We start from the raw sequence: 11,101 nt of genomic DNA on the forward strand, positions 1-11,101 counted from the left end.
CAGCGGCGGTGACAACGTCAGCCCAGCGGGCGGAGCGTACTCCCGGCGCGTCGAGGCACGTCAAACGCGCGAAACCCTTTGTTTAAGCCGGTTTTGAGGAAGCATGGCGGTGGATTGCGCCACTTTGCGGCGGATCGCACCCCACCGGCGCCGGATCAACCGGAAGCAAACCTTAAGGTGCGGCTAACCGCCGGAAAAGCTTGCTCCGGGCGGCCTTGCCCAAAGGCACGCACGCCGTGGATCGTGGGTTCAACGGGGGAGGTTGGTCGATGCCAAACGATGCGGATCTGGCCGAGTTCGGCCGGCTGTTCCAGCGGTTTCTCCAGCTGGTGCTGGAGCGGGCCGGTGACCGGCCCTCCGAGCTGATCGCGATGATCACCGGTCACCTGGGCGTGGAGCCGACGGGGCTGCCGGTGGTCGCGGAGTCCTACCAGACCTTCGACCACGCCAACGTGCAGGTGGCGCTCGAGGCATACCTCGCCGGCGAGGGCCGCTCCGCCGAGCTGATCGGGGTCGCCGGCCAGGGCATGCGCGACATGCACAGCCTCGCCGAGGTGGTCGAGCTGTCCGCGCGGCACCACATGTTCTCGCCCGGCGGGGTCGACTACGCGACCGCGCCGGCCGGGGTCGGCGTGGAGCGCCGGGTCGTCAACTTCGGCATCTTCCTGGTCTCCGACGGGCCGGCGCGGCTCGTCGCCCTGCTGCGCGGCAGCTCCGCGCGGCACGGCCGGCCCGCCGTGCAGCTGGAGGTGCTGTCCGCCGACCCCGCGGCCGCGCAGGGCATGCTCGCCGAGGTGCGGCGGCTGATGGTCACGCACAACGTCTTCCGCGGCCAGGTCGTCTCCTTCGAGACGGACGAGGTCGCTTTCGGCCACGGCGGTGTCGGGCCGCTGCGCTTCCACGCGCGGCCGGCGCTCGACGCGCACGACGTGGTGCTGCCGCCGGGCACGCTCGACTCCGTCGACCGCCAGATCGTCGGGATGGCCCGCCACCGCGAGCTGTTGCGCGCCGCCGGCCACCCGCTCAAGCGGGGCGTGCTGCTCTTCGGCCCACCGGGCACAGGCAAGACCCACACCGTCCGATATCTGATGTCGCGGCTGCCGGACTTCACGGTGGTACTGCTGCCGGGGATGGCGCAGCAGTTCATCCAGCACGCGTGCGGGCTGGCCCGCCTGCTCCAGCCGGCCCTGGTGGTGATGGAGGACGTCGACCTCGTCGCCGAGTCGCGTAACATGCGGCACGGCATGGACAACCCGCTGCTGTTCCAGGTGCTCAACGAGATGGACGGGCTCTCCGGCGACGCCGACGTGGCGTTCCTGCTCACCACCAACCGGGCCGACCTGCTGGAGGCGGCCCTGGCCCAGCGGCCCGGCCGGGTCGACCTGGCCGTCGAGCTGCCGCTGCCCGACGAGGCCGGACGCGCGGCGCTGCTGCGCCTGTACGGGCGCGGGCTGTCGCTGACCGAGCCGCAGGTGGCGGAGATCGTCACGGCGACCGCCGGGATGACCGCGTCGTTCTTCGCCGAGCTGGCCCGGCGTGCGACGCTGCTGGCGGCGATCGACGGAGGCGCCGCGGCCTCGTTCGACCACGTGCGCGCGGCGCTGGTCGAGCTGGAGGAGAGCCGGCGCCTCGTGTCGCGCCAGCCGTGACGGGGGAGGACCGCACTGTTTCGCACGCTGCTCGCGGCCCGCTTCCTGTCCAGCGCGGGCGACGCGCTCAGCCTCGTCGCGCTCATGGTGCACGTCGCCGACTCGACCGGCCAGGCGCTCGCCGTCTCGGTGCTGCTGCTGGTCGGCGACTTCGCGCCGTCGCTGTTCGGGCCGCTGACCGGGGCGATCAGCGACCGCTTCGACCTGCGCCGCGTCATGATCGGGTGCGAGCTGGCACAGGGCGCGCTGCTCGTGCTGATCGCCCTCTCGCTCGACAACCTGCCGCTGTTGCTCGTCCTGGTCGGCCTCCGCGCGCTGGCCGGCCAGATCTTCCTACCGGCCTCCCGGGCCGCCGTGCCGGCCCTCGTCGCCGACCGCGACCTGCCCGGCGCGAACTCCACATTGGGCCTCGGCACCAACGGGGCCGAGGCCGTCGGCCCCTTGCTCGCCGCCGCGCTCCTTCCCTTCGCCGGGGTACGCGGGGCGCTGCTCGTCGACGCCGCCACGTTCGCCATTTCGGCCGTGCTGCTCGCCACGCTCCGCCCGATCCCGCCCGCCACGGCGGCGCCCGCGCTGCTCGCCGGTGCCCGGGAGGGGCTGCGCTACATGTGGGCCACCCCCGCGGTACGGGTCGTCGCGCTCGGCTTCTGCGGCGTGGTGGCGTTCACCGGCATCGACGACGTGGCGCTGGTCGTGCTCGCCAAGGACACGTTCCGGGCCGGTGACGCGGCGGTCGGCGTCCTGCTCGCCGGCGTCGGGATCGGCCTGCTCGCCGGGTACGCGCTGCTGACCCGGTACGCCGGCCGGTTCGCGATGGCCGGGCTGCTGGTGGCCGGGTTCGCGGTGAGCAGCGTCGGCAACCTGCTCACCGGGCTGGCCTGGGCGGTGGCGGCCGCGTTCGCGCTCCAGACGGTGCGCGGGCTGGGCATCGCCGCGATGGACGTCGCCAGCAACACCCTCGTGCAGCGGCTCGTGCCGGTCGGGCTCATGGGCCGCGTCTTCGGCACCCTGTACGGCGCCGTCGGCGCCGCCGCCGCGCTGTCCTATGTGGCCGGCGGCGTGCTGCTGGATGCGACGTCGGCGCCGGTCACGTTCGTGCTCGCCGGAGCGGGCGGCACACTGGTGACGCTTGTGGCGGGCATCCGACTCCGGCGGGCCCTCCACGGGTAGCCCAGCGGTCGTACGCTCCCGTGACATGGCCCTGGAGGAGTGGATCGCGCTCGGCGGGCTGGTCGTCGCCGTGGCGGGCGTCGTCGTGGCCGTGCTCCAGTGGCGGTCCGGCCGTCCGGCACCGCCGCCGCGGCCAGCCGCCCGGCCGCCGGTGCTGCCGGCGCTGCTGCGGGCCCAGCGGGCGTACGCCGGGGCGCTGCCCTACCTCGCCGCCCTGGGCGGTGCCGCGCCCGAGCTCGCCGCGGTGTACGTGACGCTCCGCGCCGGCCGGATCGAGCGGGCGGCGGCCGTCGCCGGCCCACCCGACCAGGGCAAACCACCCGCCGAGCCGCGGGTCACCGAGGTCGACCTGGCCGAGGTGGTCTCCGCGCCGGGCGGGGCGGTGCTGGTCGGCGGCGCCGGTTCGGGCAAGTCCACAGTGGTCTCGCGGGTGGTGGCCGAGGCCGCCGAGCGGTGGCTGGCCGCCGGGGAGGGCACGCCCGGCCCGGCCGGTCTCCCGCTCGTCGTGCCGGCGCGGCTGCTCGGCCCCTCGGCGGACCTGCACCGGGCGGTCGCCGCCGGGCTGGCCCGCACCGCCCGCCTCGCCGAGGACGACCTGTCCGCCCTGCTCGCCGCGGCGCCGCCCGGCGGCGGTCACTGGCTCGTGGTCGTCGACGGGCTGGACGAGGTCGTCGACGCGGGAGAGCGCCGCGACGTGGTGCGGCGGCTCGCGATGTGGCTGGCCGACCCCGGCGCGCCGCACCGGATCGTCGTCACGACCCGGCCGCCGCGCGAGGGCGAGCTGGCCCCGCTGCGCGCGGCCGGTGCGACCGAGTTCCACTTGCGACCGTTCGATGTGGACGGCCTGGCCGTGTTCGCGCGCCGCTGGTTCGCCGCGGTACACCCGAACGGTGGCGACCTGGCCGGCCGCTTCCTCGCCCGGGTCGCCGCCGACCGGCTGGGCGGGCTGGTCCGCACGCCGCTGCTCGCCACGATCGCGGCGGTCGTCTTCGGGCGCTCGCTCGACCAGCCGCTGCCCGCCGGCCGGGCCAGCCTGTACGAGGCGTACGTCGACCTCTCGCTCCGGCGCCGCCGCAGCCCCCGCGACGTGGCCGAGAGTGACCCGGACGACCCGCGCGCACGGGTGTGGCGCGGCGACCCGAGCGGCCAGGCGTTGCTGTGGGAGCTGTTCCTGCACACCGAAGACCTGCTCCGCCACCTCGCCGACCGGCGGTTGGCCGGCGACCCGGCCCCGCTGGCCGGCATCGCCACCACGTGGGTCACCGACGTGCTGGGGGACGGCGACCGGGCCCGCCGGCTCGTCGCCGCAGACCCCGCGTGGGCGCATCTGGTGCCCGCGCTGCTGGCCGAGACCGGGCTGGTCGGTCCGGCCGGCGCTGACGCGGAGTTCACCCACCCGAGCTTCACCGAGTACCTGGCGGCCCGGCACCGCGCCCTCGGCATGCCGGAGAGCCTCGCGGCGGTGGACGACGGCGCCACCCGCGGCTTCGGCCTCTTCGCGGTGGCGGCGGCGGTCCGCCGCGAGCCGGCCGCCGCGGCCACGGTGGAGGCGCTGCTCGACGGCGACCATGTCGACCTGCGCACGCTCGCCGAGATCCTCGCCGACGGGGTGCCGCTCGACCCGGCGTTCCAGCGCCGTGCCGCCGCCGACATCGTCGCCCGGTGCCGCGAGGCCGGCCGGCGGTACGGCAGCTTCCGGCACGAGGAGACGGTCGCGGCCGTGGCCGCCCACCCGTTCGCGGCCGACCGCCTCGCCGCGGTCGCCGGCAGCGCGGACGAGCCGGCCGGTTTCCGGGGCACCGCCGCCCGCCTGCTCGCCGCCGCGGGCCGGCCGGAGGCGGTCGAGGCGCTGCTGCCGGCGCTCGACGACACCGACCTGACGGCCGCCGAGCGGGCCACCCTCGCCGAGGTCACCGCCGGGCTCGGCACCGGGCCGGTGGCCGCCCGCGGGCTCGACACGCTGCGCGCCCTGGCCGGCGGCGACCAGGAGGATTGGGCCGCCCACGACGCCGCGGTCGCCCTAGCCGAGCACGGCACGCACGCCGACCGCGCGGGCCTGCTCGCGCGGGCCACCGAGGAGGGGTCCAGCTACTGGCGCGTGCTGGTCGCGGCCGCGCTGGCCCGGCACGGCGACGCGGCACAGCGGACCGGCGCCGTGCACGTGCTCGACGGCCTGCTCACCGACGACATCCTCGCCGTCGCACCCTTCGCCGAGTACGGCGGGCCGGACGCCCGGCGGCGCCTCGCCGCCGTCGCCGCCGACCGCGCGGTGGCGCCCGGCATCCGCCGCGCCGCCGTCGGCGGCATGCTGCGCTTCGCCGGTCCGGACGAGCGCGAGTCCATCGTGGACACCGTCCGCGGCCTGCTGAACCGCGCGGAGGAGTCCGATCGCGGACCGATCCTGGTCGACCTCGTCGCGCACGGGCCCGGCGCCGACCAGGCCGCGGCGTTCGCTCGCGACCCTTCGGTGGGCACGGGTCCGCGTGGCATGGTCGCGGTTGCGCTACTACGCGACGGCGCGGCCGCCGATCGGGGTGTCGGCTTCGACGTGCTGCGGGCGATCGCGAGGGACGCCAACGTGAGGGCGTACGAGCGCGAAGAAGCCCTGCGCGCGCTCGCCACGTACGGGGGACCGCCCGGCCTCGCCGCGGTGGCCGAAGCCGTCGGCGCGGCGGACCCGCCGGACGTGCGGCTCGCCGCCGCCCGCGGCCTCGCGCTGCACGGCGACCCCGTGGAGCGCGCCACCGGGCGGCGGTCGCTGACCGCTCTGGTGGAGGCGGGCCGGCCGCCCGAGGCGGACCCGTGGGACATCGTGCCGGGGCACGCCGCGGTCGATCTCGCCGAGTACGGCACCGCGGCCGACCGGGCCTGGCTCGCCCAGCTGGGCGCGGACGCCGGGACGACCGGGCGCCTGCGCGGCCAGGTGCTCGACGGGCTGTTCCGCTTCGGCACCGGCGGCGAGCGGGCCGCCGCCCGGACGCTGATGGAGCGGCTGGTGCGCGACGCCGGCGACGACTGGGTCGAGCGCGGGCTCGTGGCGAAGACGCTCGTGCAGTCCGGCGGCCCGCCCGAGCGGCGCACGCTCCGGCGGTGGGCGGCCGACGGCGGCCTGGCCAGCGGCACCCGCTACCGCGCCGCCGAGGCCCTCGCCGACGACGGCGGGCCCGCCGACCTCGCGGGCGCGCTGCGCGCCTTCGCCGAGCTCCTCGACGACCCCGCCGCCGACCCGGTGGTGCGCCACTTCGCCGCCCGCGACCTGTACCAGCACGGCGGCGCGGCGGAGCGCGCCGACCTGGAGCGGCGGGCACAGGACCGGTCGGCCGACCCGCGGGCCCGGGTCGTCGCCGCGGCCGGCGTCATGCGGAGCCGCGAGGGTGCCGCCGCCCGCCTGGCCGCCGGGGTCCTCGCCAGCCTCGCCGCGGACCCGGACCTCGACGTGGAGATGCGGCTGGAGGCGGCCCAGCAGCTCGTCGAGCACGGCGACCGCGAGGCGCACGACGCCGCGATCCACCTCGCCGGCGACCCGGTGCTGCGACTGGGGGTCGCGCAGGCGTTCCTGACCACGATGCGCCCGGTCACCGCCGCGCACGAGGCGGCGGCCGCCGGGCATCTCGCCGCCCTGCTGCGCGAGTCCACGATGCGGGCGGACGACAGCCAGTTCATGGCGGACCTGCTGGTGCGCGCGGCCAAGGCGGTGGACACCGCGCTGGAGCTGTCGCGCGACCCCGCGGTCCCCGAGGACAACCGGCTGTCCGCCGCGTACGCCCTCTACTCGGCCGACCACTACGACGCGCTCGTCCGCCTCGCCGGCGACGGCGCGCTGGCGCCGGCGGTGCGCATCCCGGTCGCGCGGTGGCTGGCCGGCGAGGACGAGGGTCCGCGCCGGGCGGCGGGCCTGGCGGCGCTGGAGTCGATCGTCACCGACCGCGCGACGACCGGCGACGGCCGCGAGCTCGCCGTCGGTGCGCTGCGCCGCCACTTCGACAACGCCGCCGAGGTCCTGACCCGCCTGGCAACCGCCCCCGCGGCACCGGTGGACACCCGCTGCGCCGCGGCCGCCGCGCTCGCCGAGCACGGCACGGACGGCCTGGCCCGGCACGGCGCCGAGGTGCTCGCCGACCTCGCGGCGAACGGCCCGACCTGGTGGGTCCGCCTGCACGCGGTGCTCGGCATCCAGCTGTACGCCACCGGCGTGCCGGTCCCCACCGGCGCCGGCACGCACCCGGTCGTCCGCGCCTTCGCCGCGCGGCACGTAGCCAACGAGGGCGATCCGGAAGGCCTGGCGGTGCTACGCGCCATGCTCGGCGACCCGGCGGCGCCGGACGAGGCCCGCGCGCTCGCGGTGGCGATGCTCGTCGCCGCGGGAGAGCCGGCCGTAGGCGTCGAGGCGATGTCCGCGCCGGACACGACCGCGCTGGTCCGTGCGGCGGCCGCGACCGCGCTGGCCGAAGACGACTCCACAGCGGACGAGGGCGCGCTCGAGACGCTCGCCCGGCTGGCGGTGGACCGGTCCGCACCGGACGACGTGCGCGCCGCGGCCGTCACCTTTCTCAGCCGCCGCGACCGGCTCGCGGCGGCCATGCGGATCGCCCCCGACCCGGACGCCTCCGGCCTGCCCCGGCTCGCGGCGGCCACCGCGCTCCTCGCCGCCGGCGTCCCCGGCGCGGCCGAGTTGGTGCACCCCGAGGAGCCGGGCGGTCGCCTGTGGCTGTGGGCGCTGGCCGCGCTCAACCAGTACGGCGACGAGGCCGACCGCGACGTCGACCTGGTCGCCGCCATCCGGTACTTCGCCGACGAGGTGGGCCCCGGCGACCCGCTGGTGCGGCACCTCACGACCACCGGGTGGTACGACTACGACGACCCGCCGCTCGACTGCCTGCGCCAGGAGCTCGTCGGCGTCCTGATGACGATCGACGGCGATCCCGAGCTGTGGCGGGAGAGCGCCCGCGAGGTCACCCGCCACGGCGACGGCTACGAGCGCCTGCTGGCCCGCGCCGTGCTTCGCGAGACAGATCCGGCGGCAGCGGTCGAGCTGGACAAAACGGCCTAACGATCGCGCAGGCCAGAGCCTTGACAAGCGCTTTCCTGAATCCATAGCCTTCTACTTTGTTTAAACGTTTCATCACTGTGCCCGTCGATACCCAGCCGCCCACCAACGGAGGCGCTGATGCATACCCGGACCCGCGCGCTGCTCGCGAGCGCCTGCACGATCGCCCTCATGACCCTCGGCGCCGTCCCGGCCTCGGCCGGCGGTCACGGCCGCACCGGCCCCCGCCTCGAACGCCTCGACCGCGGCCTCGTCGCGGCCACCACCGACGGCGGGATCTTCCTCAGCTGGCGGCTGCTCGGCCACGAGGCCACCGGCCACTCCGCCACCGGCCTGACCGGCGCCGACTTCCGGGTGTACCGGGACGGCCGGCCGATCGCCACCGTCACCGACAGCACCAACTACCTCGACGCGGCCGGCACCGCCACGTCGCGGTACCGGATCGGCACGCTGGTCCGCGGCCGCGAGGTGGCCCGGAGCGCGGCGGTGACCCCCTGGTCCGGCGCCTCCCGCGACATCCCGCTGCGCAAGCCCGCCGACGGCGTGACCCCGCGCGGCGAGGCGTACACCTACTCCGCCAACGACCTCAGCGTCGGCGACGTGGACGGCGACGGCCAGTACGAGTACGTGGTCAAGTGGGACCCCTCCAACTCCAAGGACGTGTCCCAGGTCGGCTACACCGGCCCGGTCTACATCGACACCTACGAGGCGGACGGCACGCTCCTGTACCGCGTGGACCTCGGCGTCAACGTCCGCGCCGGCGCGCACTACACCCAGTTCCTCGTGTACGACTTCGACGGCGACGGCCGCTCGGAGATGATGTTCAAGACCGCGCCGGGCACCCGGGTGACCCGGTACAAGCGGGACGGCACGGCGGGCGAGACCCGTTACGTCACGATGCCCAGGCGGGACATCCGCGCCGGGTACTCGCACGCCGACGACTACCGGCTGAGCGCCGCGGACTACCGCGAGCGCCTCGTCGGCGTCTTCCAGGGCTGGGACAGGCACCCCGAGGTGGTCGCCGGCCGGTGGCCGTCCACACTGGAGGCCGCGCTCGGCATCCCGCCGGCGTACGCCTACCCGCTGTCGCGTGTGGACGCCGAGGCGCTGGTCGACCACTTCATCGACGTGTACGCACCGGCCCGCAGCGCCCGCAACGTCCTGCGCAACTTCGAAGGCTTCATCGTGGACGGTCCGGAGTACCTGACCGTCTTCGACGGCGCCACCGGCCGCGAGCTCCAGACGGTCGACTACAAGCCGGGCCGCCACGACGACGGGCTCATGTGGGGCGACTACGCGATGTCCCGCATCGAGCCCGGCAACCGCGTCGACCGCTTCCTCGCCGGCGTGGCCTACCTCGACGGCAAGCGCCCCTCGGCGGTCTTCGCCCGCGGCTACTACACCCGGTCCACATTGGTCGCCTACGACTGGGACGGCCGGCGCCTGCGCGAGCGGTGGTACGTCGACAGCGGCTGGACGCCGATGACCAACCCGTTCAACGACAGCCCGCACGGCCGCGACGGCACCGACCCCGAGTTCAAGACGCTCACCACGCAGGGGTACCACTCGCTCAGCGCGTCCGATGTGGACGGTGACGGCAAGCAGGAGATCGTGTACGGCGCGGCCACCATCGACCACGACGGCACCCTGCTGTACAGCTCGTTCGCGGTGGGCCCACCGGCGAGCGCGGTCGCCGGCCAGAACGTGCGCCTCGGCCACGGCGACGCGATGCACGTGACCGACATCGACCCGGCCCGCCCCGGCCTGGAGATCTACACCTGCCACGAGGGCGGCACGTTCGCACCGTACGGCCACGCCATGCGCGACGCGGCCACCGGCGAGGTCCTGTTCGGCGACTACACCGGCCGCGACACCGGACGCGCGATGGTCGGCGACGTCGAGCCGGCCGTGCCCGGCCTGGAGGCCTGGCCGGCCATGCCGCCGAACGCGGCCGACCTCGGCATCGGCCTCTTCTCCGCGGACGGCGACCTGCTCGCGCCCACCACGCCCGGCACCAACATGAGCATCCGCTGGGCGGCCGACCTGACCACCCAGATCGTCAACGGCCAGGCGCCCGCCGACACGACCGTCGACGACTGGAAACGCGGCCGGCTGCTCACCGCCACCGGCACCACCACCAACAACGGCACCAAGGGCAACCCGGGCCTGGTCGCCGACGTGCTGGGTGACTGGCGCGAGGAGCTGCTGGTGCGCACGCTCGACAGCACCGCGATCCGGGTCTTCCTGAGCACGGAGGTCACCGGCCACAAGCTCTACACGCTGATGCACGACCCGCAGTACCGCGCCGAGGTCGCGAGGCAGCAGACCACCTACAACCAGCCGTCGTACACCAGCTTCTACCTGGCCTCCGACACCGACTGGTCCAAGGTCCCGCTGCCGCGCACCTGACCCGGGAGCGAGCCCCCTGGGCCGCACCTTGTCGGACCGGTGCCGCGGCCCGGCCCGGCTGTCGCCGCACCGCATGTGACGCGGCGTTACCGGCCTGGAGGGGGCTTCCGGATCTAGAACGGTTAGGGCTGATCTGCCGACCTAACCGTTCTAGATCTCGAAGCTCGCGCCGTGGATGCCGTCTTGGTGGCTACTGGCGGCGACGAAGGCCGCTCGACGCCATCGCCGCCGACTGGGGGACGTCTGTGGACAGCGCCCTGATCCCTACCCCGAAAGGTCTCTAGACCTTTCGGAGTCAGGGTGTCTGCCCTTTCTGGATTTGCCCGCGCTCACTGTCAGTTGTAGACCGTGTGCTCCCGCGGGCACCGCTGCCGGCTGGCGGCTCGCGGAGCGAGCCGAAACCGCCGGCCGTCCACTGCCGGGTCCGCGGTGCAAGCCCCTCGGGTCCGTTCGCGGACAGCCGTATGCCTCTACCCCTCCGACATCCTGACGTAGCGTTACCAGCGTCCGGGGTCGGGCTTTGAGATCTAGGAGACTTAGGGTTGAAATGGCGCCCTAACTCTCCAAGATCTGGCATCGGACCCTGTTTCACGCCGCTGTGGCGGTTACTCGTGGTGACGGCGTGTCTGTCCGGCCCTGGCGCCCGTCGCTTCGGTGGGGCATTGTGGACAAACGGGCCGTGCGCGGCGCCATCCGGGGTGAGCGTGACCAGCGGTGGACGGGTGAGGCCGCGGGAGCAGCGGTCTGGACCACGACGGACAGAGATGATGTTTGTGAGCACCTCCCGTCGGGGGTCTGACCCTACGACGGACTGACTTCGGGTCTT

At 75.0% G+C, this 11,101-nt stretch carries 4 protein-coding genes; all 4 read left to right on the forward strand.

Translation table 11 applies throughout. The features are described from left to right. The first annotated feature begins 269 nt into the window (after positions 1–269). Entirely contained in the window at positions 270–1,649 is a 1,380-nt protein-coding gene (locus AC5L36_RS44105) for an AAA family ATPase (RefSeq protein ID WP_441224898.1), read from the forward strand. Positions 1,650–1,664: 15 nt separating this feature from the next. Beyond that, the gene (locus tag AC5L36_RS44110) at positions 1,665–2,819 is read left to right on the forward strand and encodes an MFS transporter (RefSeq protein ID WP_441224904.1); all 1,155 of its coding nucleotides are present in this window, start codon (positions 1,665–1,667) and stop codon (positions 2,817–2,819) included. 25 nt (positions 2,820–2,844) lie between these two features. Further along, on the forward strand, positions 2,845–7,869 hold the full coding sequence (locus AC5L36_RS44115) for an NACHT domain-containing protein (RefSeq protein ID WP_441224900.1): 5,025 nt from the start codon (positions 2,845–2,847) through the stop codon (positions 7,867–7,869). 117 nt (positions 7,870–7,986) lie between these two features. After that, positions 7,987–10,275, forward strand: a complete 2,289-nt coding sequence (locus AC5L36_RS44120; protein WP_441224901.1) for a rhamnogalacturonan lyase — start codon at positions 7,987–7,989, stop codon at positions 10,273–10,275. The last annotated feature ends 826 nt before the right edge of the window (positions 10,276–11,101 follow it).

The organism is Phytohabitans sp. LZ39 (genome assembly GCF_059359075.1).

Excerpts from the sequence above, each read along its gene's own strand:
- AC5L36_RS44105 (WP_441224898.1), top strand. The coding sequence starts at position 270 with ATGCCAAACGATGCGGATCTGGCCGAGTTCGGCCGGCTGTTCCAGCGG.
- AC5L36_RS44115 (WP_441224900.1), top strand. The coding sequence starts at position 2,845 with ATGGCCCTGGAGGAGTGGATCGCGCTCGGCGGGCTGGTCGTCGCCGTG.
- AC5L36_RS44120 (WP_441224901.1), top strand. The coding sequence starts at position 7,987 with ATGCATACCCGGACCCGCGCGCTGCTCGCGAGCGCCTGCACGATCGCC.